26 protein-coding genes are annotated in these 25,001 nt (G+C 72.4%); 13 read left to right on the top strand and 13 right to left on the bottom strand.

Annotated elements, in window-relative coordinates; translation table 11 throughout:
* The 6 genes from AC2CHG_RS06750 to AC2CHG_RS06775 all read right to left on the bottom strand — a co-directional run.
* Positions 1 to 679 (bottom strand): condensation domain-containing protein (locus AC2CHG_RS06750; RefSeq protein ID WP_484524386.1); only part of this gene is annotated, 679 nt, incomplete at its 3' end.
* The gene (locus AC2CHG_RS06755) at positions 672 to 1,013 is read right to left on the bottom strand and encodes an acyl carrier protein (RefSeq protein WP_262012698.1); all 342 of its coding nucleotides are present in this window, start codon (positions 1,011 to 1,013) and stop codon (positions 672 to 674) included. The genes AC2CHG_RS06750 and AC2CHG_RS06755, both read right to left, overlap by 8 nt.
* A gap of 148 nt (positions 1,014 to 1,161) precedes the next feature.
* The gene (locus AC2CHG_RS06760) at positions 1,162 to 1,875 is read right to left on the bottom strand and encodes a thioesterase domain-containing protein (protein ID WP_484524387.1); all 714 of its coding nucleotides are present in this window, start codon (positions 1,873 to 1,875) and stop codon (positions 1,162 to 1,164) included.
* Positions 1,799 to 4,834 carry an amino acid adenylation domain-containing protein gene (locus AC2CHG_RS06765; RefSeq protein ID WP_484524388.1) on the bottom strand — a complete coding sequence of 1,012 codons (3,036 nt, stop codon included), beginning with the start codon at positions 4,832 to 4,834 and terminating at the stop codon, positions 1,799 to 1,801. The genes AC2CHG_RS06760 and AC2CHG_RS06765 overlap by 77 nt, the downstream gene beginning before the upstream one ends.
* Positions 4,831 to 6,570: a non-ribosomal peptide synthetase gene (locus tag AC2CHG_RS06770; RefSeq protein WP_484524389.1), complete on the bottom strand. Its 1,740-nt coding sequence runs from the start codon at positions 6,568 to 6,570 to the stop codon at positions 4,831 to 4,833. Before AC2CHG_RS06770 ends, AC2CHG_RS06765 begins: the two co-directional genes overlap by 4 nt.
* 258 nt (positions 6,571 to 6,828) lie before the next feature.
* Positions 6,829 to 7,593: a FadR/GntR family transcriptional regulator gene (locus tag AC2CHG_RS06775; protein ID WP_355512358.1), complete on the bottom strand. Its 765-nt coding sequence runs from the start codon at positions 7,591 to 7,593 to the stop codon at positions 6,829 to 6,831.
* A gap of 184 nt (positions 7,594 to 7,777) precedes the next feature.
* On the opposite strand from AC2CHG_RS06775, the gene AC2CHG_RS06780 reads away from it, so the two are divergent.
* From AC2CHG_RS06780 to AC2CHG_RS06815, 8 genes are all read left to right on the top strand, one after another.
* Complete coding sequence (locus AC2CHG_RS06780; protein WP_083664864.1) at positions 7,778 to 9,016, top strand: ABC transporter substrate-binding protein; 1,239 nt, start codon at positions 7,778 to 7,780, stop codon at positions 9,014 to 9,016.
* A 77-nt stretch (positions 9,017 to 9,093) separates the two neighbouring features.
* A complete protein-coding gene (locus tag AC2CHG_RS06785) occupies positions 9,094 to 10,041 on the top strand; it encodes a carbohydrate ABC transporter permease (protein ID WP_073831681.1) in 948 nt (315 codons plus the stop codon).
* A complete protein-coding gene (locus AC2CHG_RS06790; protein ID WP_116506973.1) occupies positions 10,038 to 10,853 on the top strand; it encodes a carbohydrate ABC transporter permease in 816 nt (271 codons plus the stop codon). Before AC2CHG_RS06785 ends, AC2CHG_RS06790 begins: the two co-directional genes overlap by 4 nt.
* Positions 10,854 to 10,860: 7 nt before the next feature.
* On the top strand, positions 10,861 to 12,009 hold the full coding sequence (gene dgoD, locus AC2CHG_RS06795; RefSeq protein WP_262012703.1) for a galactonate dehydratase: 1,149 nt from the start codon (positions 10,861 to 10,863) through the stop codon (positions 12,007 to 12,009).
* A gap of 4 nt (positions 12,010 to 12,013) precedes the next feature.
* Positions 12,014 to 12,637: a bifunctional 4-hydroxy-2-oxoglutarate aldolase/2-dehydro-3-deoxy-phosphogluconate aldolase gene (locus tag AC2CHG_RS06800; protein ID WP_484524390.1), complete on the top strand. Its 624-nt coding sequence runs from the start codon at positions 12,014 to 12,016 to the stop codon at positions 12,635 to 12,637.
* Positions 12,638 to 12,725: 88 nt separating this feature from the next.
* Positions 12,726 to 13,679, top strand: coding sequence for a sugar kinase (locus AC2CHG_RS06805; protein ID WP_484524391.1), 954 nt, complete (start codon positions 12,726 to 12,728; stop codon positions 13,677 to 13,679).
* Positions 13,680 to 13,704: 25 nt separating this feature from the next.
* Complete coding sequence (gene manD / locus AC2CHG_RS06810) at positions 13,705 to 14,934, top strand: D-mannonate dehydratase ManD (RefSeq protein WP_262012706.1); 1,230 nt, start codon at positions 13,705 to 13,707, stop codon at positions 14,932 to 14,934.
* A complete protein-coding gene (locus AC2CHG_RS06815; RefSeq protein ID WP_484524392.1) occupies positions 14,924 to 15,517 on the top strand; it encodes a gluconokinase in 594 nt (197 codons plus the stop codon). Before manD ends, AC2CHG_RS06815 begins: the two co-directional genes overlap by 11 nt.
* On the opposite strand, the gene AC2CHG_RS06820 is transcribed toward AC2CHG_RS06815, so the two are convergent.
* Positions 15,470 to 15,727: an FtsX-like permease family protein gene (locus AC2CHG_RS06820; protein ID WP_484524393.1), complete on the bottom strand. Its 258-nt coding sequence runs from the start codon at positions 15,725 to 15,727 to the stop codon at positions 15,470 to 15,472. The genes AC2CHG_RS06815 and AC2CHG_RS06820 overlap by 48 nt on opposite strands.
* Before the next feature lie 97 nt (positions 15,728 to 15,824).
* Between AC2CHG_RS06820 and AC2CHG_RS06825 the strand changes: the two genes are divergently transcribed.
* Complete coding sequence (locus tag AC2CHG_RS06825; RefSeq protein ID WP_262012709.1) at positions 15,825 to 16,661, top strand: LLM class flavin-dependent oxidoreductase; 837 nt, start codon at positions 15,825 to 15,827, stop codon at positions 16,659 to 16,661.
* Positions 16,662 to 16,731: 70 nt separating this feature from the next.
* Here the strand turns inward: AC2CHG_RS06825 and AC2CHG_RS06830 are convergent, their stop codons facing one another.
* Entirely contained in the window at positions 16,732 to 17,820 is a 1,089-nt protein-coding gene (locus AC2CHG_RS06830) for an alkene reductase (RefSeq protein WP_484524394.1), read from the bottom strand.
* Positions 17,821 to 17,885: 65 nt separating this feature from the next.
* Positions 17,886 to 18,818 carry an NADP-dependent oxidoreductase gene (locus AC2CHG_RS06835; protein ID WP_484524395.1) on the bottom strand — a complete coding sequence of 311 codons (933 nt, stop codon included), beginning with the start codon at positions 18,816 to 18,818 and terminating at the stop codon, positions 17,886 to 17,888.
* A gap of 133 nt (positions 18,819 to 18,951) precedes the next feature.
* Here AC2CHG_RS06835 and AC2CHG_RS06840 point away from each other — a divergent pair, with 133 nt between their 5' ends.
* A complete protein-coding gene (locus AC2CHG_RS06840; protein ID WP_262012712.1) occupies positions 18,952 to 19,509 on the top strand; it encodes a MarR family winged helix-turn-helix transcriptional regulator in 558 nt (185 codons plus the stop codon).
* A 99-nt stretch (positions 19,510 to 19,608) separates the two neighbouring features.
* Here AC2CHG_RS06840 and AC2CHG_RS06845 read toward each other — a convergent pair whose 3' ends face one another.
* The 4 genes from AC2CHG_RS06845 to AC2CHG_RS06860 all read right to left on the bottom strand — a co-directional run bounded on the left by AC2CHG_RS06845 (position 19,609) and on the right by AC2CHG_RS06860 (position 22,912).
* The gene (locus tag AC2CHG_RS06845; RefSeq protein ID WP_262012713.1) at positions 19,609 to 20,541 is read right to left on the bottom strand and encodes a cation diffusion facilitator family transporter; all 933 of its coding nucleotides are present in this window, start codon (positions 20,539 to 20,541) and stop codon (positions 19,609 to 19,611) included.
* A gap of 174 nt (positions 20,542 to 20,715) precedes the next feature.
* Positions 20,716 to 20,937 carry a hypothetical protein gene (locus tag AC2CHG_RS06850; RefSeq protein ID WP_018788305.1) on the bottom strand — a complete coding sequence of 74 codons (222 nt, stop codon included), beginning with the start codon at positions 20,935 to 20,937 and terminating at the stop codon, positions 20,716 to 20,718.
* 107 nt (positions 20,938 to 21,044) lie between these two features.
* Positions 21,045 to 22,127, bottom strand: coding sequence for a sporulation protein (locus tag AC2CHG_RS06855; protein WP_410054892.1), 1,083 nt, complete (start codon positions 22,125 to 22,127; stop codon positions 21,045 to 21,047).
* Positions 22,128 to 22,288: 161 nt separating this feature from the next.
* Positions 22,289 to 22,912 carry a TetR/AcrR family transcriptional regulator gene (locus tag AC2CHG_RS06860; RefSeq protein ID WP_262012714.1) on the bottom strand — a complete coding sequence of 208 codons (624 nt, stop codon included), beginning with the start codon at positions 22,910 to 22,912 and terminating at the stop codon, positions 22,289 to 22,291.
* Positions 22,913 to 23,029: 117 nt separating this feature from the next.
* Between AC2CHG_RS06860 and AC2CHG_RS06865 the strand changes: the two genes are divergently transcribed.
* Genes AC2CHG_RS06865 through AC2CHG_RS06875 form a run of 3 tightly spaced genes read left to right on the top strand, consistent with a single transcriptional unit; the run spans position 23,030 to position 24,835 of the window.
* Positions 23,030 to 23,716: an SDR family NAD(P)-dependent oxidoreductase gene (locus AC2CHG_RS06865; protein WP_262012715.1), complete on the top strand. Its 687-nt coding sequence runs from the start codon at positions 23,030 to 23,032 to the stop codon at positions 23,714 to 23,716.
* 53 nt (positions 23,717 to 23,769) lie between these two features.
* Complete coding sequence (locus AC2CHG_RS06870; RefSeq protein ID WP_262012716.1) at positions 23,770 to 24,168, top strand: ester cyclase; 399 nt, start codon at positions 23,770 to 23,772, stop codon at positions 24,166 to 24,168.
* 13 nt (positions 24,169 to 24,181) lie between these two features.
* Positions 24,182 to 24,835: an NADPH-dependent F420 reductase gene (locus tag AC2CHG_RS06875; protein ID WP_262012717.1), complete on the top strand. Its 654-nt coding sequence runs from the start codon at positions 24,182 to 24,184 to the stop codon at positions 24,833 to 24,835.
* Positions 24,836 to 25,001: the final 166 nt, after the last annotated feature.

A 25,001-nucleotide genomic window follows, 5' to 3' on the forward strand; every position in this document is an offset into this window, starting at 1 on the left:
GGGGGCGAGGAACTGCCCGTAGAGCTGCCGGGCACGCCGGTGCTTGGCCGGTTGACCGTGGTAGACGGCCAGGGAACGGGTGATCCCCCAGCGCGGCGGGCCGGGAGTCCCGGGCGGCGGCGTACAGCTCGGCGAGCTCGGCGGTGACGATGCCCAGCGACCATTCGTCCACCGCGGCGTGGTGGAAGGTCAGCGCGAGCACGTGGGTGGCGTCGTCCAGCCGGAACAGGGTGGCCCGCAGCAGCGGGCCGCGGGCCAGGTCGATCGGGGTGGCCGCCTCGGCGGCGAGGTGGCCGGTCAGCTCGGCCTCCCGGCCGGCCCGGGCCAGCCCGGTCAGGTCCACGGTGCGCAGCAGCCCGGCCGGCGGTTCGGCGACCACCGGGACCACCTGCTCCCCGGCGTCGTGCAGCGTGGTGCGCAGCGGCTCGTGCCGGGCCACCAGCGCGTCCAGCGCGGCGGTCAGGGCCGGCACGTCGAGCGGGCCGCGCAGCCGCCAGGCCACCGGGGCAAGGTAGGCGGCGTCGCCCGGGGCGGCCCGCTCGAGCAGCCACATCTGCCGCTGCGCGGCGGAGGCCACCGGCTCCCCGCTGCCGGCGGTGATGCTGTCCGGGCCAGCGGCCCGACCGGCCCGCAGCGCCGCGAGCAGGGCGGCCCGGCGGGGCGGGAGCAGATCAGTCACGGTGCGCCCCGAGCATCGCCTCGGCTTCGTCGTCCGAGCAGGTCAGCAACCGCAGGTACGTCTCGGCGGCGGCGTCCGCGTCGGGTCCGTGCGCGGCTCGCAGCGCGGCCACGAACTCACCGAGCACCGGGTGCTCGAACACGGCGCTCAGCGGCACCCGTACGCCCAGCGCGACGCGTAGCTGTGCGGCCATCCGCGCGGCGTCCAGCGAGGTGCCGCCCGCCGCGAAGAAGTCGGCCGGCTCCGCCGGCCCGCCGGGCAGCACCGCACTCCACGCGGCGGCCACCACCTCGTGCAGGGCGTCGCCGCGCCCGGCCGGATCCTGCGTGCTCATTCGTCCCCCAGGTGAAGTGCCCAGCATCGGTCCGGCGTGGGCGACGGTGCGCGGTGTCCCCCGTGCGTGGTGCTTTTCGTGAATCCGCCGCCGGCCGGGTGGTCGTCGACCCGCGTCGGCGGTGTGGTCGCCGGCCGGTCCGCGGTCGTCAGCCCGAACCGGCGGCCGGCTCGGCGGCCAGCGCGTCCAGGGCGGCCCGCTCGTCGGCCAGTTCGGCATGCGGGCAGGGCAGCCGCGCGTCCGCGCGGTACGCGGCGTCGAGCAGGAACCACAGCCAGGCCCGGTACCGTCCGGCGATCTCGTCGGCAGCGGCGGCCGACTCCTCGGGCGGGAAGCCCTGCTCGGCGACGAAGGTGCGGGCCTGGCCGGTCAGCTCGGCGCCCCACCTGGCGGCGAGGGCCGTCGGGTCGCCGTCGCCGGGCGGGTCGTCGGCGACCGGGGTGGCCCGGCCCAGCTTGCCGAGCAGGGCGGCGTACTCGGCACGCGCGGTGGCCACTGTGGGCCGCGCGGCGGCGACCAGCAGCACCCGCCGCGGGGTGGCGCCGGCGTCGGCCAGGGCGCGGGCGACGTGCCGAGCCAGCGGCGCGGCGCTGCAGTACCCGAGGACGGTCACCGGTGCCCCGCCGGGCCGGCGCCGCAGCAGTTCCTCGGCGCAGGCCCGGGCGAGCGCCGGGTGGTCCAGCGGCGTACCGGCGCGTTCCAGCGTGGTCACCGGGTCGAACCGCCAGACCGACCGGTCCGGGTCGGCGGCCGCGAGGGCGGCGGCCAGCCCGGGGCCGGCGGAGTCACCGGAGAACTCGACCGTCAGCAGCGAATCGGTCGGTCCCTGGCTGACCTGCCGCAGCGCGAGCGTGGCTGACATCTGGTTCCCCCTGGACGTGAGCTTCGAGCTGGTCCGTGACGTCGGTGGCGAGCGCAGCGGTGGCGGCGGAGTCCAGCAGCCGGCCGTCGCTCTCGACGAGCACGGTGAGGGTGCCGTCGGCGTGCTGGCGCAGGGTCAGGCAGACCGGGAAGCGGTTCACCGGCCGGTGCAGCTCCCGGCGCCGCCAGCGAAGCGCCCCGGTGACGAGATCCGGTTCCGCCACCGAATCGAGGTAGAACGCCGGGAAGTCGCCCGGCCGGGTGCCGGTGCCGCGGAGCACTTCGCGTGCGACGGCGGTGAACGGGGCCTGCTCGGCGACGGCTCGGCGCAGCTCCCGGCGCACCCGGGTGAGGGTCTCCGGCCAGCCGTCGTGCAGGTCGTCGGCGCGCAGCAGCACGCTGTTCACCGCGTACCCGGCGACGGCGAACTCGTCGGCGTCCTCCCGGGTGGCGCTGGCGCAGCCGAGAACCACGCTGTCGGGTCCGCACAGCGCGCCCAGCGCCCGGGCGTACGCCGCCGCGGTCAGCTCGGTGACGGTCCCGCCGCCGGCGGCCAGCAGCGCCCCGGCGGTCACCCCGACGGCCCGTTCCCGCACCGTACGGTCGCCCGTGCGGCGGGGTGCGGGCACCGGGACGTCGCGGATCCGGGCGACGGCGGCGTCGACGGCGGCCCGGCCGGACGGCGTGGCGATCCGGGCGGCCCGGCGCCGCGCCAGGTCGCAGACCGTGGCCGGTGCGGGCGACGGCGACCAGGCCGGGTCGGTCCAGGTCCGGTCGAGGTCGTCGAGCAGCAGCCGCACCGACCAGGCGTCCACCACCAGGTGGTGCCAGACCAGCAGCAGCTCGGTACGCGGGCCGGCGTGCAGCACCGTGGCCCGTAGCAGCGGCTCGGCGGCGGTGTCGAAGGGCCGGTACGCCCGCGCCGCCACCGCCGCGTCGAGGGCCGCGCCGTCGGGCAGCTCGACCAGCTCCACCGGTGGGTCGTGCCGGTAGAGGACCAGCTCCGGCAGCCCGTCGGCCGAGTCCAGTCCCGCGCCGAAGGCCGGGTGGCCGGCGATCGCCCGGCGCAGCGCGTCGACCAGCCGACGGTGGTCGACCGGGTCGTCGGTGCCGAAGCAGACCGGCTCGACGTACAGGGGCGAGCCGGGCTGCATCTCGTCGTGCAGCCAGAGGCCCAGCTGCTCGTCGGTGAGGGGTGCGCGGCGGGCACCGGTGGACCGCTCGTCCCCGGCCGGCGTGGTGCCGGGACCGGCGGCGGCGATCCGGCCGGCGAGTGCCGCCGCGGAGGGCGCCTGGAGGATGTCGGCGCCGGTCAGCGGCACCCCGGTGCGTTCGCGCAGCCAGGCGGCGGCGCGGGCGGCGGCGAGCGAGGTGCCGCCCAGGGAGACGAAGTCGTCGCCGTCGCGGATGTCGGCGACCGGCAGCACCCGCCGCCAGGCCGTCCGCACCAGGTCGGAGTCGTCCTCGGCGGTCGTGGCCACGGGCAGCGGCAGGGCGGCCAGGTGGTCGTGGTCGTACTTGCCGTGCGGGGTCAGCGGCAGCTCGGGCAGGAGCGTCACGACAGCGGGCACCGCGTGGCCGGGCAGCCGCCGCGCGGCGTGCTCGCGGACCGTCCGCTCGGTCAGCTCCGCGCCGGGCGTGGGGACGACGTACGCGGCGACCACCTGTCCCAGCCCGTCGACGGTCCGCCCGCCCACCACCACGTCGTGTACGCCGGGCAGCTCGCCCAGCACCGCCTCCACCTCGGCCGGTTCGATCCGGAAGCCGCGTACCTTGAGTTGCCGGTCCACCCGGCCGAGGAAGAGCAGGTTGCCGTCGGGCAGGGCGCGGACCAGGTCCCCGGTGGCGTAGCCGGGCTCGCCGTCGGCCATCGGCATGAACGGGGACGGCCCGGCGGGCGGGCGAAGGTAGCCCCGGGCAACCGCAGCGCCCGAGACGACCAGCTCCCCGGCACCGGTGGTGGCGTACGTGCCGTCGGTGCGGCGCAGGTGGATCCGGGTGCCCCGGACCGGGGTGCCGATCGGGGTCCGCTCCCCCGGCACGGCGCCGTCGCGCGGCACCACGTATCGGGTGCAGCAGACGGTCGCCTCGGCCGGCCCGTACCCGTTGACCACGTTCAGCTCGGGGCGGCTGCGGGCGATGTCCTCGAGCAGGGTGCGCGGGATCGGCTCGACGCCGACCAGAAGCCGGCGCAGCCCGGCCAGGGCCGCGGGGTCGGCGCGCAGCAGCGCCAGCAGGTCGGGCAGGAAGGCCGGTGGCACGTACCCGCTGTGCGCCCCCGAGCGGTCGAGGAAGGCGGCCAGCGCGGCGCCGTCGTGCCGGGCCGCCTCGGGCACCACCACCAGCGTCCCGCCGCGGTGCAGCGGAGCGAAGCACTCCCAGACCGCCACGTCGAAGGAGGGGCGGGTCCACCAGGTGCCGACCGGCGACCGCGGCACCGGCGCCAACTCGTCCAGGTCGGCCAGGAGGTTGCCCAGATTCCGGTGCTCCACCTGCACCGCCTTGGGCATGCCGGTCGAGCCGGAGGTGTGCACCACGTACGCCACGTCGGTCGGCTCGCCGGTGTCGTCCAGCGACGCGACCGGCCGCAGCGCGACGGCGTCGGCTGCCAGATGGCGACGGTGCGGGCCGGCGGGGTCGTCACCGGTGACCAGGCGCGGGTCGGCCGCGGCGAGCAGGGTGGCGATCCGGGCCGCCGGCTGGCGTGGGTCCAGCGGCACGTACGCGGCACGCAGCGCGAAGGCGGCGAGCGCCGCGGCGACGGCGTGCGCGCCCGGCTCCCGGAGCACCGCGACCCGGTCCCCGGCGGTCACCCCGTGTTCGCGGTAGCCGGTGAGGTAGCGACCGGCGAGGGCGAGCAGGCCGGCCCAGCTGAGGGTGGCGTCGTCGGCCCGTACTGCGGTGCGCTCCGGATGGTGCGCGGCTGCGGCGAGGACGGCGGCGAGGAGGGTGCCGCTCACCGCGTGGCTCCCATCCGGTCCGGGTCCAGGGCCTCGACGGCGCGCAGGTAGTCGGCGAACCGGCGGTGCTCGTAGAGCAGGGCCGCCCGGACGTCGAGTCCCGAGCCGCGTCGCACCTCGGCGCTGAACCGGACCGCCAGCAGGGAGTCCCCGCCCGCGCCGAAGAAGTCGTCGTCCGGTTCGGCCGCGCGGCCCAGCACCGCCTGCCAGGCAGCGGCCACCGTGGACGCGACCGTACCGTCCTCGGCCTGCGGCGCCGTCGGCACGTCGTCCGTGGCGCTGTCCCGCAGGGCCCGGCGGTCGAGCTTGCCGTTGACGGTCAGTGGCAGCTCGGGCCGGACCTCGACCAGGTGCGGCACCATCGACGCCGGCAGCCGCTCGCGCAGCCCGGCCCGTACGGCGTCCGCGTCGACCGGGCCGACCACCCAGGCGGCGAGGACCGCTTCACCGGCCCGGTCCAGCACGTCGGCTACGGCCTGGGTCACCCCGGGCACCGCGAGCAGCGCGAACTCCACCTCGCGCAACTCGATCCGGTTGCCTCTGATCTTGACCTGCCCGTCGCTACGCCCGACGAAGTGCAGCTGCCCGGTGCCGTCGGAGCGGCACAGGTCTCCGGTGCGGTAGTGGCGTCCGCCCGGAGTGGAGCGGAAGACGGCTGCAGTGCTCTCCGGCGCGTTGCGGTAGCCGCGGGCCAGCAGCGGCCCGGCGACGAGCAACTCGTCTCCGCCGTCGACGGGGGCGAGGCTGAGCCGGGCGCCGGCGACGGGCCGGCCGATCGGGGGCGGCCCGGTGCGCTCGACGTGCCGGCGCAGGTCGTCGGTGGCGGTGACCAGGATGGTCGCCTCGGTCGGGCCGTACAGGTTGTGCACCGCCGCGCCGAAGTCCGCCGGCGGCCACACCCGCAGCCGGTCACCGCCGGTGGCGAGACTGCGCAGCCGGCCGGTGGGCGGGTCCGCGCGGAGCAGCTGTTCGGCCAGCGGGGTGGCGAGGAAGGCGTGGTCGGCCCGGCGCAGGACGTCAACGATCCGCTCCGGTTCGCGCAGCACCGTCTCGTCGGCGAGCAGCACCGTCGCACCGTGCGACAGCGGCGCCCAGAGGTCGAGCAGGCTGGCGTCGAAGGCCAGGCCGGCGAAGGCTGCGGTGCGCACGCCGGGACCGAGGCGGAAGAACTCGCCGTACCAGTCGAGGACGGCGCGCAGCGACCCGTGTTCGACCTCGACCTGGCGCGGCCGGCCGGTGGAGCCGGAGGTGGAGACCAGGTACGCGAGCCGCGTCGGGTCGTCCGGCGGCGTCAGCAGTTCCCCGCCTGGTTCGGTCGCTCGGGACCGGACGACGGTGAGTTCCGGCGGCAGCCGGTCGGCCAGGTCGTCGGCCGCGACGGCCAGCCGGCAGTCCGCCTCGGCGAGCACCTGGGCGATCCGGGCGGCCGGCAGGGCCGGGTCGAGCGGCAGGAAGGCGGCCCCGGCCAGCCAGGCTGCGAACTGGGCCACCGGTGCCGCCGAGGTGCGCGGCTGCAGCACGGCGACCACCGGTTCCGCCCCGGCCAACCGCGATCGCAGGACCGCCGCCAGCTCCCGGGCGGCGGTGACCAGCCGGCCGTACGTCATGGTCCCGTGCCGGTCGGTCAGCGCCGGCCGGTCGGGGTCCTCCTCGGCGCGGCGCAGTACGGCGGCGGGAACGGTGGCGGGGTGGTCCGCCTCGGCAGGGTGGCCGCCGGGCAGGACGGGCGGGGTCACGACGGAAGCTCCAGAGGTACGCGGCGACGATGCCGCGCGAGGGGGCAACAGGTGTTACGCGCCTCATGGTTGCATCGCTGTCGATGTCATACCTCCACCGACAGGGACGATCAGGAATGCGTTCGCCCCGAATACAATGCACGGCCGTCTATTGACGGCGGACCCGCTCCACGCCGTTACCCCGGGGTAGAACGCCGCTGACGCCCCGCCACCGCACGTCCGCGCTCCACCAGGCCAGCGGGGTGGGCGAGCGACCGATCAGCTCGATCGCACGGGCTCGGCGGTCTGCTCCCAGAGGGAACGCATCTCCTCGAACGCCTGCTCCATGAGCTGCACCATCGCCAGCCGGGCGCGCTCGCCCTCGTGCCGCTGGATCGCCTGGGCCACCTCGGCGTGCAGGCGCAGCGCCTCCTCGTGCGGATGGTGCGGCATGAGGTGGTGCTTGTGCCGGCCGGTCAGCACCTCGGCGACCAGGTCCTGCAGCCGGACGAACATCTCGTTGCCGGAGGCGAGCAGCACCCGGCGGTGGAACTCGATGTCCAGGCGCAGGAAGCGCTCCTCGTCGCCGGCCTTGCCGGCGGCCCACATCTTCGCCGCCAGGCCGACGAGGTCGCTGGCCTCGTCGTGACCGGCCCGGTCGGCGGCCAGCAGGGCGGCGTGCGGCTCGATGGCGGTGCGCAACTCGGTGATGGACCGGAGCTGGGCGAGCCGGCTGGCCGAGGCCAGCCGCCACCGGATCACCTGCGGATCGAAGACGTTCCAGTCGTGCGCGGACCGGATCGTCACCCCGACCCGTCGGCGGGTCTCGATGAACCCGATCGACGCCAGGACACGCAGCACCTCGCGCACCACCGAGCGGGAGACCTCGTACCGGTCGACCAGGTCGTCGATGTTGAGGACCGCCCCGGGGGCGAACTCTCCGCCGCAGATGGCGGTGCCGAGGTGCTCGAGGACGCGGGCGTGCAGCCCGACCTCGGGCGGAGCGGGCTGGGTGCCGACGCCCCCGGAGGAGTGCGATTCCACGCTAAGGATCATATCAGTTCGGTCAACCCCTTGAATAAATCAGCTTTTTCGACCTAGCATCCCGTGGTTAAGCGGACGTTACAGCGTTGTGGCGCTCTTCCCCCGGGGCGGCGACCACGAGAAATGGAGAGATGACGTGCAACGTCGATCGATAATCGGTACGTCTCTGGCCGTGGTGGTCGCCATGGGCTTGGCCGCGTGCGGCGGTGGAGAGGACAGCGGCGGGTCGAAGACCGTGCGCGTGACGCTGGTGAACCACGTCTGGACGGAGAACGTCAAGAAGGCGCTGCCGGAGTTCGAGAAGCAGACGGGCCTGAAGGTCGAGGTCACCCAGCTCGGTGAGGACCAGCTGTCCGACCAGTACAACGTCAAGCTGAACGCGGGATCCAGCGACCTCGACGTGATGATGTACCGGCCCCTGCAGGAGGGCAAGCAGTTCGGCAAGAACAAGTACCTGGCCGACCTGACCGAGCGGTCCAAGTCGGACAGCGCCTTCGACTTCAGCGACTTCCAGGCCGCCCCGGTGCAGGCCACCACGTACGACGACAAGGTGGTCGGCGTGCCGATCATCACCGAGTCGGAGGTGCTGTACTACCGCAAGGACCTGCTGAAGAAGTCCGGCTTCGACGCCCCGCCGAAGAGCCTGGACGAGCTCAAGGCGCAGGCCGCGAAGGTCGAGGCCGACAACCCGGGCGTCGCGGGCTTCGTCTCCCGCACCGGCAAGGCCGCCGCCGTCACCCAGTTCTCCAGCTTCCTGTTCAGCTTCGGCGGTGACTTCGTCGACGCCAACGGCAAGGCCGCGGTCAACACCGAACAGGCCAAGCAGGCGTACGCCTACTACGGCGGGCTGCTGCGCGAGCACGGCCCGAACAACGTCAGCACCGACATGAGCTGGTCCGAGGCCATGGCGATCTTCACCCAGGGCAAGGCGGCCTTCTACACCGAGGCCAACTCGCTCTACAAGAACGCCACCGACCCGGCCAAGTCGAAGGTCTCCGACACCGTCGGCTTCGCGCCCTTCCCGGCCGGCCCGGCCGGCTCGAAGCCCTACAACATCCCGTCCTGGGCGCTGGGCATCAACGACCAGTCGAAGAACAAGGACAACGCCTGGAAGTTCATCCAGTGGGCGGCCGGCAAGGAGCAGTCGCTGGCGCAGCAGGAGGCCGGCGTCCCCGGCGCACGCGCCTCGGTCTGGGCCAACCCGCAGGCAATCGCCACCTACCCGAAGGACCTCGCCGAGGCCACCACGGCCAGCACCGCCAACGGCGTCGGTCACGACCGCCCGCTGGTCGTGAAGGTCGCCCAGGCGCGCGAGATCGTCGGCCAGCCGATCGTCGACGCGATCACCGGCAAGGACCCGGCCGCCTCGGCGGACGCGGCGAACGAGGCGTTCCAGAAGTTCCTCGACGACGAGGCGAAGTAACCCGACCGCGGGACGGCGGGGCCGACCGGCCCCGCCGTCCCCGCACCGGGTCCCGGCCCTGACCACTCGGAGACCTCATGTCAGCCGTCACCACACCAGTCACCAGACCGTCGCAGGCCGGCCCGGCCCCGGCGGAGTCGGGCTGGTCGCGCTGGGCCAACGCGCACCGCAAATGGCTCTTCGCGGCCCCCGCCATGGCGTTCGTCGCCGTGCTGATCATCTTTCCGGTGGCGTGGACCGGATACCTCAGCCTCACCGACGCCGAGGGTTCGGTCCGCGCCGAGAGCGAGTTCATCGGGTTCCAGAACTACCTCGACGTGCTCGCCGACACCGACCGGTTCTGGCCGGCGGTGTGGCGAACCGTTCTGTTCACCGGCGTCGTGCTCGCCGTCGAGGTGGCGCTCGGCATGGCGATCGCCCTGCTGCTGTGGCGGCCGTTCCGCGGTGAGCGCTGGGTCCGGGTCGCCATCCTGCTTCCGCTGGTCGCCACCCCGGTGGCGGTCGGCATGATGTGGCGGCTGATCTTCGACCCCACCATCGGCATGGCCAACCAGGTGCTCAGCTGGGTCGGGATCGGTCCGCAGCCCTGGCTGTCCGGCCAGAACAGCGCCCTGCCGACGACGATGTTCATCGACATCTGGCAGTGGACCCCGATGGTCGTGCTGATCCTGCTCGCCGGCCTCACGTCGCTGTCGGACGAGCCGCAGGAGGCCGCCCTCATCGACGGCGCCAGCACCTGGCAGCGGTTCCGGCACGTCACGCTGCCGCTGCTGATGCCCACGGTGATCGTCGCGATCCTGCTGCGCGGCATCGATGCGCTGAAGACCTTCGACATCCTCTACGCCACGAAGGGTCGCGGCGGAGGGTCGTTCCACGAGGTCGAGACGCTCAACGTCTACGCGTACGGGCTGAGCTTCGACTACAACGACTACGGCGTCTCATCGACGGTCCTGATCATCTTCTTCCTGATCATCATCGGGGTGATGTGGGCCCTGACCTACCGCAAGAAGGGACTGGACCGATGAAGCCGGGCAAGCCGTTCAAGGTCTTCCGGGCGGTGGCCCTGGCCGTCGTGGTGCTGGCGCTGATCGCGCCGCTGCTGTGGATGATCGCCGCGTCGTTCAAGACCAACGTCGACATCTACGACACCGGCAAGGCCTTCGTCTTCTCGCCCACCCTGGACAACTACGGCAACGTGCTCCAGCAGGCCAACTACGTCCAGTTCATCGGCAACAGCCTGTGGGTGGCGTTCGCCGCCACGCTCTTCTCGCTCATCCTCGGGGTACCGGCCGCCTACTCGATGAGCCGGTTCAGCATGAAGAAGTCAGCGCTCGTGGTGCTCATGGCCCGGATCATCCCGGGCGTGTCGCTCCTGGTGCCCTGGTACTACGTCTTCTCGAACCTGCAGATGGTCGGCGGGTACACCGTGCTGATCCTCAGCCACATGTTCGTGTCGCTGCCGCTGATCGTCTACATCATGATGGGCTTCTTCGACAGCCTGCCGGAGGACCTGGAAGAGGCGGCGCTGGTCGACGGACTGACCCACATCGGCGCGTTCCGGCGGATCACCCTGCCGCTGTCCGTGCCCGGCGTGGCGACCGCCGGCATCCTGTCCTTCATCTTCTCCTGGAACAACTTCATGTTCGCCCTGGTGCTTTCCGGCGCGGACACGAAGACCCTGCCCGTGGCGATCTTCGACTTCGTCGGCTACGCCAGCATCGACTGGGGCGGCCTGATGGCCGCGGCCACCGTGGTCACTCTGCCGATCATGGTGATCGCCCTGTTCGTGCAGAAGTACATCGTCTCCGGGCTCACCGCCGGCGCCACGAAGGGCTGAGGACGCCATGACAACGATCGCACGGGTGGAGACGTTCCTCGTCGCGCCACGGTGGCTGTTCGTCCGGGTCGAGACCGTCGACGGGATCGTCGGCTGGGGCGAGGCGACCTGCGAGGGCCGCTCCGAGACCGTCCGCACCGCCGTCGAGCAGCTCAGCGAGCTGCTGGTCGGCCGGGACGCGCTGCGGATCGAGGACCACTGGCAGGTGCTGACGAAGGCCTCGTTCTACCGGGGCGGGCCGATCCTGGCCAGCGCCGTCGCCGGGCTCGACCAGGCACTGTGGGACATCGCCGGCAAGCACTTCGGCGCCCCGGTGCACCAGCTGCTCGGCGGCCCGGTCCGCGACCGGATCCGGGTCTACGGCTGGGTCGGCGGCGACGAGCCCGCCGAGGTACGCGACCAGATCAGCGCCGCCGTCGAGACTGGGTTGACCGCCGTGAAGATGAACGCGTCCGGGCGGATGAGCCCGGTCGCCTCGGTCGCCGAGCTCGACGGCGTGGTCCAGCGGGTGGCCGCCGCCCGGGAGGTGCTCGGCGACGAGCGGGACGTCGCCGTCGACTTCCACGGCCGGTTCAGCCTGGCCACCGCCCGGCGGGTCGCCCCGCTACTCGAGCCGTACCGGCCGTTCTTCCTGGAGGAGCCGGTGGTGCCGGAGAACTCGCACCTGATCGGCGAGTTCGTACGCACCACGACCACCCCGGTGTCCACCGGGGAACGGCTCTACAACCGGCAGGAGTTCCTGCCGGTTCTGCAGGCCGGCATCGCGGTCGCCCAGCCGGACCTGTCGCACGCCGGCGGCATCACCGAGGTCCGCAAGATCGCCGCGCTGGCCGACGTGTACGACGTCCAGCTCGCCCCGCACTGCCCGCTCGGCCCGATCGCCCTGGCGTCCTGCCTGCAGGTCGGCTTCGCCACGCCCAACTACCTGATCCAGGAACAGAGCATCGGCATCCACTACAACCTCGGCGCCGAGGTGCTCGACTACTGCCTCGACAAGACCCCGCTGACCTTCGTCGACGGCTACGTCGAGCGGCTCACCGCGCCGGGCCTCGGCATCGAGATCGACGAACACGCGGTGCGGACGGCGGACAAGCGCGGACACGCCTGGCGCAGCCCCACCTGGCGGCACGCCGACGGCTCCTATGCGGAATGGTGAAAACATGACTGTCAATCTCGTCGCCGAACTCGCCGCCGCCCGGATGCTCGCGGTCATCCGGGGCACCGACACGGCCTGCGCGATCGCCGCCGGCACCGCCCTGCTGGAGGAGGGCGTACGGATCGTGGAGGTGGCCCTGACCACGCCGGACGCGGCGCGGGCCGTCGAGGCCCTGCGCGCGGTCGCACCGGCCGGCTCCCTGGTCGGCGCCGGCACGGTGCTCACCGTCGCGGACGTCGCCGAGGTGGCGGCGGCCGGCGCGCAGTTCGTGGTGACGCCCGCGGTGGTCGAGTCGATCGCCGAGGCGGCGCGGCGCGGCCTGCCCGTCGCCGCCGGGGCGTTCACCCCGACCGAGGCGTACACGGCGATGCGGCTGGGCGCGTCGGCGATCAAGCTGTTCCCGGCGTCGGTGGGTGGCCCCCCGTACCTGAAGGCGGTGCGCGACCCGTTCCCCGACATCCCCTTCGTGGCGGTCGGCGGTGTCGGCCTGGCCGACCTGCCCGGCTACTTCGCCGCCGGCGCGATCGCCGTCGGCCTCGGCGGCCCGCTGGTCGGTGACGCCGCCTCCGGCGGCGACCTCGACGCCCTGCGCCAGCGCGCCCGCGCCTACCTCGCCGCCGTCGCATGAGCACCGCCGGCCTTCCCGTCGCCCACCCGCGCGACACCCGCCCGTCCGCCGCGCACCCGCGCGCCGGCGGCCACCCGGGCACCGCGTCATGACCGCCGTCGACCTGCTCACCTTCGGCGAGGCCCTGCTGTCGCTGCGCACGGCCGCGCCCATCGTCACCGGCGGCGCGCTCACCCCGCACCTGGCCGGGGCGGAGGCCAACGTGGCCGTCGGGGTGGCGCGGCTCGGCCACCGCGCGGCCTTCGCCGGCCGGGTCAGCGCCGACGAACTCGGCGAGTTCCTGCTCCGGCAGCTGCGCGCCGAGGGGGTACGCCTCGAACACGTGGTCCGCGACCCGGACCGCCCGGCCGGGCTGATGTTCCTGGAACGGCGGACCGCCGACCTGACCCGGGTGACCTACCAGCGGGCCGGCTCGGCCGGCTCGGCGGTGTCCGTCGAGGACCTGCGGCCCGCCCTGGCCGCCGGTGCCCGGGTGCTGCACCTGACCGGGATCACCGCGGCGCTGTCCGACGGCGCCCGGGAGGCCACCCGGTGGGCGGCCGAGACCGCCGCCCGGGCCGGGACGCTGGTCTGCCTCGACGTCAACCACCGGACGAAACTGTGGAGCCGGGACGCGGCGCGGGCCGCACTCGCTGACATCGTCGGCCACGCCTCGGTCGTGGTCGCCTCCGCCGACGAACTGGACCTGGTCGGCGCACCGGGCGCGGACGAGCCGGCTGTGGTCGCCGAACTGCTGGACCGGGGCGTGTCGACGGTGCTGGTGAAGCTCGGCGGCGACGGCGCCCGCGCGTACACCCGGGAGGGCGTGCGGCACGCGGCAGCGGTGCCCGTGACGGCGGTGGACACCGTCGGCGCGGGGGACGCCTTCACCGCCGGCTACCTCTCCGGCCACCTCGACGGTCTCGACCTGGCCGGGCGGCTGCGCCGCGCGGTCACCCTGGGCGCCTTCGCCGTCGGCGGCAACGGCGACTGGGAGTCGCTGCCTCGCCGCGACGAACTGTCCCTCCTGAACGACGTGCAGCCCGGCAGCACGCTGCGCTGACATCATCCCTGAGAAAGGCATCGGCATGAAGATCGTCGCCGCGGACGTCATCGTCTCCAGCCCCGACCGGAACTTCGTCACCCTCAAGATCACAACTGACGAGGGGCTCACCGGGCTGGGCGACGGCACCCTCAACGGACGCGAACTGGCCGTCGCGTCGTACCTGGCCGACCACGTCGTCCCGCTGCTGATCGGGCGCGACCCGCATCAGATCGAGGACACCTGGCAGTTCCTCTACCGCTCGGCGTACTGGCGGCGGGGGCCGGTCACCATGGCCGCCATCGCGGCCGTGGACGTCGCTCTCTGGGACATCAAGGCCAAGGCCGCCGGGATGCCGCTCTACCAGCTCCTGGGCGGCGCCTCCCGGACCGGGATCCTGGCCTACGGGCACGCCTCCGGGCGGGACCTGCCCGAGCTGTTCGACTCCATCCGCAGCCACCTGGAGCAGGGCTTCCGCGCCATCCGGGTGCAGACCTCGGTGCCCGGCATCAACGCCGTCTACGGCGTGGCCGCCCAGCCCAGCGCCGACGGCAAGCGCTACGACTACGAGCCGGCCCAGCGCACGCCGCTGCCCGCCGAGGAGGACTGGGACACCCGTTCGTACCTGCGGCACCTGCCGGGGGTCTTCGAGGCCGTTCGAAACGAGTTCGGCCCCGAGCTGCCCCTGCTGCACGACGGGCACCACCGGATGACCCCCATCCAGGCCGCCAAGCTGGGCAAGGCGCTCGAGCCGTACGACCTGTTCTGGCTGGAGGACTGCACCCCGGCGGAGAACCAGGAGGCGTTGCGGCTGGTCCGGCACCACACCACCACCCCGTTGGCCATCGGCGAGGTCTTCAACACGGTCTGGGACTACCAGACGCTGATCCGCGAACAGCTCATCGACTACGTGCGCTCCGCCGTCACGCACACCGGCGGCATCACCGCCATGCGGAAGCTGCTCGACTACGCCGCCCAGTACCAGATCAAGTCCGGCATCCACGGCCCGACCGACATCTCCCCGGTCGGTATGGCCGCCGCGCTCCACCTCGACCTGGCCATCCACAACTTCGGCATCCAGGAGTACATGCGGCACGGGGCGCTCACCGACGAGGTGTTCCGGCAGTCGTTCACCTTCGCCGACGGACACCTGCACCCGGGACAGCAGCCCGGCCTCGGCGTGGAACTCGACGAGGAGGCCGCGGCCCGGTTCCCGTACCAGCCGGCGTACCTGCCGTTCAACCGGCTCAAGGACGGCACGGTCCATGACTGGTGACCGCCGCCCGCCCACCCGGCACGTGGTGGTGATGGGCGTGTCCGGGGCGGGCAAGACGACGGTGGCGCGGGGGATCAGCGAGCTGACCGAGCTGGTGTTCGCCGAGGCGGACGAGTTCCACCAGCCGGCCAACGTGGCCCGGATGCGCGCCGGCATCCCGCTGGACGACGCGGCACGCCGGCCCTGGCTGCGCGACCTCGCGGCCTGGATGGCCGGCCGGCACGCCGAGGGCGTGTCCACGGTGCTTGCCTGCTCGGCGTTGAAGCGCTCCTACCGGGACGTGCTGCGCCAGGGACCACCCAGCGTGGAGTTCGTGCACCTGGCCGGCACGGCCGAGCTGATCCGGGACCGGATGACCCGGCGGGTCGGGCACTACATGCCGGCCAGTCTGCTCGACTCCCAGCGGGCCACCCTTGAGGACCTGGCGCCCGACGAAGCCGGGGTGGTGCTGGACGTGGCCGCGGCACCGGAGGAACTGGTCGTCGCGGCGGTCGACCGGCTCGACCTGCCCCGACGGACATCCGTCGGCACCGGTTCACCCGGCGACGTCGACGGGAGACCGCGCGGGACGGTCGCGCAGTGATCGCCAGGTCGGCAGTGCGCTCGCCAGCACCGCCAGGAGCAGGCAGAGCCCCACCACCCCGCCGACGACGGACCACGGCACCACCAGGTCGACCGGTACGCCGGTCTGCTCGGCCAGGCCGGCACGGATACTCAGCAGACCGACGAACGCGACGGCCCCGCCGAGCAGCGCGCCGATCAGCACCACCAGGGCGGACTCGGCCGTGACCAAAACCGGCCTGGTCGGGCCGGGCGGCCCACGCTGAGCGGGTCGTCCTCCCGGAAAGTGCATGGATGGCGGGGCCCCTCCGCGGCTAGGCTTGGCCGTCATGACGACCCTCGGCGTGGTGTTCCGGCCCCAGAATCCACCCGAACGCCTCCGCTCCGTCGCACGCGCCGCTGACGAAGCCGGCCTCGACCAGTTGTGGCTCTGGGAGGACTGTTTCCTCGAAAGCGGCATCGCCACCGCCGCCGCGGCCCTGGCCTGGACCGACCGGCTGGCGGTGGGCGTCGGGCTGCTGCCGGTGCCGTTCCGCAACGTCGCGGCACTCGCCATGGAGGCCGCCACGCTGCACCGGCTCTTCCCCGACCGGGTGCTGCTCACCGTGGGCCACGGCGTCCAGGACTGGATGGAGCAGGTCGGAGCGCGGGTGGGCTCGCCGCTGACGCTGCTGCGCGAGCACGTCGAGGCGCTGAAGGCGCTGCTGGCCGGCGAGACGGTCACGACGTCGGGTCGGTACGTCAAGCTCGACAAGGTCAAGCTGGACTACCCGCCGGTGGGCACGGCCCGGATCTTCGCCGGCGCGACCGGGCCGAAGACGCGTGCTCTCGCCTGCGAGGTCGCCGACGGGATCCTGCTGACCGCCGGCACACCTCCGCAGGAGGTGGCCGCCGTCAGGTCGACGGCCAAGGCCGTCACCGTGTACGTCCATGCGGCGACCGGCCCCGACGCCGAGGCACGCATGGCACGCGAGCTGGAGTCGTGGAACGAGTCGGACATCTGGGACGCCACAGCGTTCGGCGACGCAGCCGACATTGCCGCTGTCGTGAACCGCTACCGGGACGCCGGAGCCGACGCCGTGATCCTCCAGCCCACCGCTGACGAACCCGACCTCGAGGGCTTCGTCCGGTTCACCGCACAGCAGGTCGGTCCACTGGTGCGGTAGCCGGCCGATGTCGCTCCGCGCAAGGCCTGCCCGCGGCGTCCGGCGGGGCAGGCCTTGCGCGCGGCGGTGGTCAGCTCACCGCGCTCGGACTGCCGTCGAGCGTGGGGTAGTCGATGTAGCCGCGGGCGTCGCCGCCGTAGAAGGTGGCCGGATCGGGTGTGTTGTAGGGCCCGCCGGCGGCGAGCCGGGCGGGCAGGTCGGGGTTGGCGAGGAACAGGCCGCCGAAGCTGATCAGGTCGGCGGTGCCGTCCTCGATCAGCGCGAGCTGCTCGGGGCCGGTGACCGTTCCGGGCGTGAACGGGTTGAGGATCAGCGGGCCGTCCCACCGGCGGCGCAGCTCGCGGGTGAGGTCGCGGTCGTCGGCCTCGGCGATGTGCAGGTAGGCCAGGCCGAGCGGGTTGAGGGTGTCGGCCAGCGCGGTGTAGGTGTGCTGGTGTGCGTCCTCGGTGATGTCGTTGAACGGGTTGGCGGGAGAGATCCTCAGTCCGGTCCGGTGGGCGCCGATCGCGTCGGCGACCGCGCGGACGACGTCGACGGTCAGCCGGCTACGGCCGGCGACCGTGCCACCCCAGCGGTCGCTGCGCCGGTTGGCATTGGTGGAGAGGAACTGGTGCAGCAGGTAGCCGTTGGCGCCGTGCACCTCCACGCCGTCGAACCCGGCGGTAACGGCGTTGCGGGCAGCGGCGGCGAAATCGCCGATGGTCGTGAGGATCTCCGCGTCGGTCAGCTCGCGGGGCGTGACGAAGTCCTGTGGGCCCTGCGCGGTGAACACCTTGCCGGTGGCGGCGACCGGTGACGCACCGACCGGGACGAGGCCCTCGGGCAGCAGGCTGGGGTGACCGATCCGGCCGGTGTGCATGAGCTGGGCGAAGATGACCCCGCCCTGGGCGTGGACGGCGTCGGTGACCTGACGCCACGCCGCGACCTGTTCGGCACTGTGCAGGCCCGGCGTACTGGGGTAGCCCTGGCCGATCACCGAGGGCTGGATGCCCTCGGTGATGATCAGACCGGCGGAGGCGCGCTGGGCGTAGTAGGTGGCGGTGTCGGCGGTCGGCGCGGCGCCCGGGCCGTGGGCGCGGCTGCGGGTCATCGGCGCCATCGCGATCCGGTTGCTCAGCTTGGTGCCGGCGAGGCTGACGGGTTCGAATGCGGTCGTCATCGTGATCTGTCCTCCGTGCAGGGGGGTGGGTGGTGGCAGACGCCCCGCGAAGGGGGGCGGCTGACTCAGGGAATGAGGACGGTCTTGCCGGCCAGCCGACCGGCCTCGGACTCGTCGTGCACGGCGGCCAACTCGCGCAGGGCCCGCCGCTGGCCGACGTCGATGCGCAGGTCACCGGCGTCGACGCGGGCCACCAGCTGGGCGAGTTGGGCGGCGTCGCTGCGGACGAAGACCCGTACCGTGCGGATGCCGCGTCCGGGCTGCTCCGGGCCCGGAGCGGTGGTGCTCACGAAGGCGCCGCCGTCGGCGACCAGATCCACGAGTTCGACGCCCTGTGCGGGAGTGATGGGCGCCAGGTTCAGCACCACGTCGAACCGTTCGCCCGCCACGGCGTCGGTGAGCGCGGTGGTGGTGTGGTCGACGATCCGGTCGGCACCGTAGGAGAGCAGCCGGTCGCGGCTGCGCGCACTGGCGGTTGCGGTCACCTCGGCACCGGCCTGCTCGGCCAACTGGACGGCGTATCCGCCGACCGCGCCACCCGCACCGTTGACGACGATGCGCTGCCCGCTGGTCAGGCCGGCGTGCTCGAACAGCGACTGCCAGGCCGTCAGGCCGGCGGAGGGCAGGGCCGCAGCGTCGGCGAGTTCGCCGGTACGCGGCGCGGCGGCAAGCGCTTCGGCGGGGACGACCGCGTACTCGGCGGCCGCTCCCGGCGCGGCCATCGGCGCAAACGCCAGGACCGCGTCACCGACGTTCCAGTTGCCGGCGCCCTCGCCTACCTCGGTGATGGTTCCGGCGACGTCGAAGTTCGGCGTGTGGGGGAAGGTCAGCGGGAAGACGTCCCGCAGGTAGCCGGCGCGGATCGCCACGTCCACCGGGTTGAACGAGGTGCCGGCCACCTGGACGACCACCTCTCCGGCTCCCGCCACCGGCCGTTCGGTGTCCTCATAGGTGAGCACGTCGCTGCCGCCGTGGGAGTGGTAGCGCACTGCCTTCATGGTGTCCTCCTCGGGTAACCGCTTCGAACTCGAAGCATGACTCGACCCTAGGTCGCTTCGAGTTCGAAGCAAAGCCACGCGAGGAGTGACACCACTCACAATGCTGCGAGTTCGAAGCAGGTAAGGTGCGCACATGACATCCACCCGCACGGCGGGGGACGGCAGCGACGACGGGGTGCCACCGCTGCACCCCGAACAGCTGCAGACCTACTTCGCGCTCCTGGAGGCCGTCAGCCTGCTGCAACACCACGTCGAGCAGCAGCTACGCACCGAGGGCGGCATCAGCTACGTGCAGTTCCAACTGCTGGCCAACCTCGCGCGGTCCGAGACGCCGCTGACCATGACCCAGCTCGCCGACGGCGTCGTCTACAGCCGCAGTGGGCTGACATATCAGGCCGGACTGCTGGAGAAGGCCGGCCTGATCACTCGCAGCAGCTTTCCCGGTGACGAACGAGCCACCCTCGTCGCCCTGACCGACGCGGGCGCCGCCCTGTTCCGCCGGATCCTGCCCGGCCACATCGAGGTGTCGCGGCTGCTGCTGTTCAACCCGCTCTCCGACGACGACGTGCGTCACCTCGGCGACATCATGACCCGGGTACGCGACCACATGCGCGCGCTGCCGCCCCGCTCGGCCGCACCACGCAAGCGCCGCCCCAGGTCCACGCCGGACACCCCGGCCCAGGCCGACTGACCCGCTCCGCCGTCAGCCCGCCCGGACAGAGCAGTCCCCGCCGCTTTCCTCGGCACTACGCCGACGTCGGTGACCCGGGCACCGACCCGGACCTCCGGGTCAGGTGGCGCTGGTGCGGGCGGGCTGCCGGTCGATGTCGGGTTCGAGGTAGATCGCCGTGGCGATGGGCAGCACCCGACGGATCCGCGCCTCGGCGTCGTCGATGGCGGCGGCGACGTCGACTCCCCGGTCGGAGGTGCTGATGGCGATCTTCGCCGCGACCAGGAGTTCCTCCGGCCCGAGGTGCAGAGTGCGCAGGTGGATGACCCGGTCGACGCCCGGGGTGGAGACCAGCTCGGTGTGGATCGCGGAGACCTCTTCGGGCAGTGCCGCCTCGCCGATGAGCAGGCTCTTGGTCTCGACGGCCAGGACGACGGCGATGACGACCAGCAGGACGCCGATGCACAGGGTGCCGATGCCGTCGAAGAGCGCGTTCCCGGTGAGCACGCTCAGGCCCACGCCGGACAGGGCGAACAGCAGGCCGAGCAGGGCGCCGGCGTCCTCCAGCAGGATCACCGGCAGTTCCGGGGCGCGGGCGTGGCGGACGAAGGAGGCCCAGCTCCGCGTGCCGCGTACCTTGTTCGCCTCCTTCACCGCGGTCCGCAGCGCGAAGCCCTCCAGGGCGATCGCGATCAGCAGGACGGCGACGGCGATCAGCGGCGAGGACAGCTCGTGCGGGTCGCTGATCTTGTGATAGCCCTCGTAGAGGGCGTACAGGCCGCCGAGGGTGAACAGGATGATCGCCACGATGAACGAATAGACGTAGCGCTCGCGGGCGTACCCGAACGGGTGCAGCGCGGTGGGGGCACGGCGGGCACGCTTGCCGCCGACCAGCAGCAGAGCCTGGTTCGTGGAGTCCGCGACCGAGTGCACGCCCTCGGCGAGCATCGACGCCGACCCGGTGATGCCGGCGGCCACGAACTTGCTCACCGCGATACCCAGGTTCGCGACCAGCGCCGTCACCACGGCCTTGGTGCTGCCCTCCGCCGCCATCGGCTGTTCCCCTCGTCGTACGTCACGGTGTGGGTGGTCAGTGTGCCAGCGCCCCGGCGGACCGCTGGCACAGGTGCCGACGAGCCCTTGCCCGGAAGCGTCCGAAACCAACCACACTGGCCGGAGCCGGCGTCCGGCGGCCCGGAGAGGTCTCCCGGGCCGCCGGCGGTGGTGCTACTTGGCGCCGGTCAGGGCGACCAGGGCGTTGGCGGTCCGGAAGTACGGGTTACGGCCCAGGTCGCCGACGGTGGTGATGTTGAAGGCGTCCTTGAGGAGCTTCGCGTCGCCGTCGCTGACCCCGGCGAGGGCGGACACCGGGGCGTCGACGATCTCGGTGAGGGTCTTGTCCTGGTAGGCCTTGTCGACCAGCTTGGTGAGGTCGGCGGTGACGGGCATGCGCACTCCTTCGAAATCCCGATCGGTGGAAACCGATCGTCTACGGACAAAACTGCCGAATTAGATCATGGAGCGGGCGCGTCAGTCCACTGTGGAAAAAGGTTGGCTCACGCCTCCTCGTCGCCGCCCTCGTCGTCACCGAAGGAGTCGAAGACCTCGTCGGCGACCATGCCCCCGGCGAAGCCCAGGGCCGCACCGCCCACCACGCCCGCGGCAACGGCACCCATGCCGGGCCCGCCGTGGTGCTCCTGGTGGTGGTGCTCCTTGTGGTGCCCGCCGGGGTGGCCGTACGCGGCGTGCCCGTAGCCGGGAGCGCCGTACACGGGCTGCCCGTAGCCGGGCGGCGGGGGCGGGTAGCCGGGAGCGCCGTAGCCCTGGGCGGGCGGGGCGTAGCCGTGGCCGGCGTGCAGGCTCTGGTAGCCGTCGAGGGCCTGGCGGACCCAGGTGTCGACCTGTGCGGCCCAGTCCACACGGTCGGCGTCGGCGTGCGCGGCGTGGTAGCGGCCGTACGAGTCGTGGCCGCCGGCGAACAGGCCACCGCGCTTGTCGAACTCCAGCACCACGTCGACGCCGCGCTCGTTCGTGACGAAGGTCAGCTCGACCTCGTTGACGCCGTGGGCGTACTGCGGGGCGGCGTAGTACTCGATCTCCTGGTAGAACGGCAGGCTCTGGTGCAGCCCGGAGATGTGCCCGCGTTCCAGGTCGGCGCCCTTGAACCCGAAGCCGAGCCGGCCGAACGCCTCGAGGATGCGCTCCTGCACCGGCAGCGGGTGGACGTACACCGGGTCCAGATCGCCCTTGTCGATCGCGCCGCGGATCGCCACCTCGGTACGCAGGCCCATCGTCATGCCGTGCAGACGCTGGCCGTACAGGTCGGTCACCGGCGTCTCCCACGGCATCGCCACCTGGAACGGCAGCGACAACTGCTGCCCCTCGCGCAGGTTCAGACCACCCGCCACCTGTACGCGATGGAACTCGACGAGGGCGTCGTACTCCTCCTCCGCGCCGTCGATCTCCACCCGGGTGACCAGCCCGACGGTGATGTGATCGATCGCCACGTCGTGGCTGCCGCCGGTCAGGTTCACCTGCCCGCCCAGCATCAGGCCCGGGCGGGTGCTCGGATTGGACAGGACCGTATCGACGCTCGGGCCGCCCACCCCGAACGCACCAAGCATCTTCTTGAGCACCACGAACCTCTCCCTCGACGACCGTCGTACGTGCGACACGGGAACTGTGAAACTTTCACGTGAAACCCTTGTGCCACAACGAGACCAGCGGCGTCCATAATGGAAGCCATCGAGCGGGGAAGCTACCAACGCCACCTGAGAAGTAGCTGAGTGAATCCGGACGACTACCCTCCGGAACCGGGATGGAGTGCCGCGACCGCTCGCATGGCGACGTCGACGGAGGCCTGAAGGTCCTCGCGGCTCGCGCCGGCCGCCGCGTGGACGGCGTGCCCCTCGCTGAGCGCCATCACGAAACGGGCGAGCGCCCGGCTGTCCAGGCCGTCCGGGAGATCACCCTCCTTCGCCGCACGGGACAGCCGTTCTTCGAGCGCGGCCTCGGTGGCCGCCCGGCCGGCGGCGAGGATCTCGGAGATGCGGGCGTTCTCCGGGGAGCAGGCCAGGCCGCCCTGGATGGAGAGACAGCCGGCGGGGTGGCCGCCCGCGGTCAGGTTGTCGGCACTCGCGCGCAGGAAGGCTTCGATCGCGGCGTACGCGGTCGGCTGGTCGAGGGCGGCGCGCGCGTTCGCCAGGTTGGTCTCGTGGTAGCGGTCGAAGGCCCGCTTGAACAGCTCTTCCTTGCTGCCGAACGCGGCGTACAGGCTCGGGCGGTTGATGCCCATCGCCCTGGTGAGTGAGCTCAGCGACGCGCCCTCGTAGCCCTGCCGCCAGAAGACCTCGGCGGCCCGGTCGAGGACCGTCTGCTCGTCGAAGGCCCGCGGCCGTCCCGGGGTCGGAGTCTCAGTGCCCATGCCTCGACTATACCGCTCGGTACAGAAGTGACCCAGCCCACGAACCGATCGGTACAGAAAGCTGTTACGGTGGTCCACGAACCGATCAGTACAAAACTGGGAACACGAGGGAACAGCATGACCGTCACGTTGATCACCGGCGCGAACAAGGGCATCGGTTTCGCGATCGCCAGACAGCTTCTCGACCTGGGGCACGTCGTCTACGTCGGAGCGCGCGACACCGGGCGGGGCGAGGAGGCCGCCTCGGCTCTGGGGGCACGGTTCGTGCCGCTCGACGTGACCGACGACGACTCGGTCACGAAGGCGCTGGCGACCATCGACGCCGACGAGGGGCGGCTGGACGTCCTCGTCAACAACGCCGGCATCGCCGAGAACGGCGTCGTCGACGGGCCGACCGCCCTGCGCGTCTTCGACACCAACGTGGTCGGGATCGTCCGGGTCACGGAGGCGGCGCTGCCGCTGCTGCGCCGGTCGTCCAATCCGAGAGTGGTCACGGTGTCGAGCAGCGCCGGCTCCTTCTGGGCGGTCACCAACCCCGACCGGCCGGAGTACCACCTGACGTCACCGCTCTACTCGGCGTCGAAGTCCGCCGCCACGATGATCACCCTCCAGTACGCCAAGTCCCAGCCGGGAATCAGGTTCAACGCGGTCGAGCCGGGCTACACCGCCACCGACCTGACCGCCGCGATCGGCGGCGGCAGGACCCCGGCGGAGAGCGCCCGGACCGTCGTACGCCTGGCGACGCTTCCCCCCGACGGCCCGACCGGAACCCTCCAGGACGACCTCGGGCCCCTGAGCTGGTAACCGTCCGCCCCGACCGCATCCGCACATCATCCGCACAGCAGAGGAAGAGTGACATGACTCAGCACGATCTCCGCGACTGGTACCTGCGCTACGTCGCCGCACTGAACGCCCACGAGTTCGACGGCATGGACGAGTTCATCAACGACACGGTGATGCTGAACGGCGAGCCGGGCACCCGGGACGACGTGCTCGCGGTGCAGAAGCACGACGTGGACGCCGTTCCGGATCTCCGCTGGGAGGTCAAGGAACTGCTGTTCGACCGCGACCGGATCGCCGTACGCGCGATCAACTACGGCACGCCGGTGAAGGAGTGGCTGGGCGTGCCGCCCTCCGGCGCCTCGTTCGAAATCGTCGAGTACGCCATCTACAAGGTCAGCGACGGGCGGTTCGTGCAGATGACCGCGCTGCACGACTCGGCCGAGATGCTGCGGCAGCTCACCGCCGCCCGCTGACGGACCACCGACGATGACATCCATCGGCATCATCGGCGCGGGCGAGGTCGGCAGCCAGCTCGCCCGCGCGGCGGTAGCGGCCGGGTACACGGTCGTGATCGCCAACTCGCGGGGACCGCACACGCTGACGGACCTCGTGGCCGAACTCGGGCCGTCGGCGCGGGCGGCGTACGCCGCGGAGGCGGCGGCAGCGGGCGACTTCGCGATCGTCGCCGTGCCACTCAAGGTCGTGAACGACATGCCGGTCGAGGAGCTGGCCGGCAAGGTCGTGCTGGACACGAACAACTACATGGTCTGGCGGGACGGGAACATCCCGGTCCTCGACTCGGGCGAGAAGACGGTCCACGAGCTGCGCCAGGAACAGCTCCCCACGTCGAAGGTCGCGAAGGCGTTCACCCACATCCAGGCGCCACGGCTGCTCACCTCGGCCCGGCCCGCCGGCGCGCCGGACCGGCTGGCGCTGTCCGTCTCCAGCGACCACCCGGAGGCGGTCGAGCTGGTGACACGGCTCTACGACCGGTTCGGCTTCGACACAGTGGACAACAGTCCGCTGAGTGAGTCCTGGCGTACCGGCCCGGGTCAGCCGGCGTGGCTCCGCCACGCGCACCAGAACCGCGAGGAGTTGGCGCGCAACCTGACGAGGGCGCGGCGGTTCGTCGCCGCGTGACTCCGGCCGCCCCCGCCCGGTGAGGTGCTCACCGGGCGGTGGCGACGTCGACGAAGCCGTGCACGAGTGACCTGCGGTCGCGGCGCCGCCACGCCACGACGAGCGGGCTCGGCGCCACGCCGTCCACCGGGACGACGACGATGCCGGGTACGGCAGGTGGACGAGG

It is taken from the genome of Micromonospora sp. ATLC20 (genome assembly GCF_057196585.1).

Coding starts and splice junctions, on each gene's coding strand:
- AC2CHG_RS06850 (WP_018788305.1), bottom strand. CDS start 20,937: ATGCCCGTCACCGCCGACCTCACCAAGCTGGTCGACAAGGCCTACCAG.
- AC2CHG_RS06840 (WP_262012712.1), top strand. CDS start 18,952: ATGACATCCACCCGCACGGCGGGGGACGGCAGCGACGACGGGGTGCCA.
- AC2CHG_RS06780 (WP_083664864.1), top strand. CDS start 7,778: ATGGGCTTGGCCGCGTGCGGCGGTGGAGAGGACAGCGGCGGGTCGAAG.
- AC2CHG_RS06870 (WP_262012716.1), top strand. CDS start 23,770: ATGACTCAGCACGATCTCCGCGACTGGTACCTGCGCTACGTCGCCGCA.
- AC2CHG_RS06790 (WP_116506973.1), top strand. CDS start 10,038: ATGAAGCCGGGCAAGCCGTTCAAGGTCTTCCGGGCGGTGGCCCTGGCC.
- AC2CHG_RS06755 (WP_262012698.1), bottom strand. CDS start 1,013: ATGAGCACGCAGGATCCGGCCGGGCGCGGCGACGCCCTGCACGAGGTG.
- AC2CHG_RS06830 (WP_484524394.1), bottom strand. CDS start 17,820: ATGACGACCGCATTCGAACCCGTCAGCCTCGCCGGCACCAAGCTGAGC.
- AC2CHG_RS06805 (WP_484524391.1), top strand. CDS start 12,726: ATGACCGCCGTCGACCTGCTCACCTTCGGCGAGGCCCTGCTGTCGCTG.
- AC2CHG_RS06800 (WP_484524390.1), top strand. CDS start 12,014: ATGACTGTCAATCTCGTCGCCGAACTCGCCGCCGCCCGGATGCTCGCG.
- AC2CHG_RS06845 (WP_262012713.1), bottom strand. CDS start 20,541: ATGGCGGCGGAGGGCAGCACCAAGGCCGTGGTGACGGCGCTGGTCGCG.
- AC2CHG_RS06760 (WP_484524387.1), bottom strand. CDS start 1,875: ATGTCAGCCACGCTCGCGCTGCGGCAGGTCAGCCAGGGACCGACCGAT.
- AC2CHG_RS06785 (WP_073831681.1), top strand. CDS start 9,094: ATGTCAGCCGTCACCACACCAGTCACCAGACCGTCGCAGGCCGGCCCG.
- AC2CHG_RS06860 (WP_262012714.1), bottom strand. CDS start 22,912: ATGGGCACTGAGACTCCGACCCCGGGACGGCCGCGGGCCTTCGACGAG.
- dgoD (WP_262012703.1), top strand. CDS start 10,861: ATGACAACGATCGCACGGGTGGAGACGTTCCTCGTCGCGCCACGGTGG.
- AC2CHG_RS06825 (WP_262012709.1), top strand. CDS start 15,825: ATGACGACCCTCGGCGTGGTGTTCCGGCCCCAGAATCCACCCGAACGC.
- AC2CHG_RS06875 (WP_262012717.1), top strand. CDS start 24,182: ATGACATCCATCGGCATCATCGGCGCGGGCGAGGTCGGCAGCCAGCTC.
- AC2CHG_RS06835 (WP_484524395.1), bottom strand. CDS start 18,818: ATGAAGGCAGTGCGCTACCACTCCCACGGCGGCAGCGACGTGCTCACC.
- manD (WP_262012706.1), top strand. CDS start 13,705: ATGAAGATCGTCGCCGCGGACGTCATCGTCTCCAGCCCCGACCGGAAC.
- AC2CHG_RS06815 (WP_484524392.1), top strand. CDS start 14,924: ATGACTGGTGACCGCCGCCCGCCCACCCGGCACGTGGTGGTGATGGGC.
- AC2CHG_RS06865 (WP_262012715.1), top strand. CDS start 23,030: ATGACCGTCACGTTGATCACCGGCGCGAACAAGGGCATCGGTTTCGCG.